Genomic DNA, 364 nt, shown 5'->3' with positions numbered 1-364 from the left:
CAATCTCGACCATCGCGGCGCGGTGGGCGCGGACCCGTTGCTGGGTGACGGCGCCGGCATCCTGATCCAGCTGCCCGATGCGCTGTTCCGCAAGTGGGCGGCGGGCGAGGGCAAGACCCTGCCCGCGCCGGGCGACTATGCCGTGGCGATGTGCTTCCTGCCGCAGGACGAGCCGAGCCGCGCGATCGTCATCGAATCGTTCGAGAAGTTCATCGCCAAGGAAGGGCAGGAACTGATCGGCTGGCGCGATGTGCCGGTCACGCTCGATGGTCTGGGCAAGACCGTGCTCGAACAGATGCCGGTGATCCACCAGTGCGTGATCGCGCGCGGCGAGGGCACGCCCGATCAGGACGCGTTCGAGCGC

Annotated in this window: 1 protein-coding gene; it reads left to right on the top strand. The window is 68.4% G+C overall.

Features of this window, described 5'->3' with window-relative positions; genetic code table 11:
- Nucleotides 1–364 (top strand): hypothetical protein (locus R5H29_RS02305; RefSeq protein ID WP_332328675.1); only part of this gene is annotated, 364 nt, incomplete at both ends.

The organism is Stenotrophomonas sp. A3_2 (assembly GCF_036624925.1).
Taxonomy (GTDB): domain Bacteria; phylum Pseudomonadota; class Gammaproteobacteria; order Xanthomonadales; family Xanthomonadaceae; genus Stenotrophomonas; species Stenotrophomonas hibiscicola.
The sequence above is the reverse complement of the archived record's forward strand: the minus strand, read 5'-3'. Positions and strand labels throughout refer to the sequence as shown.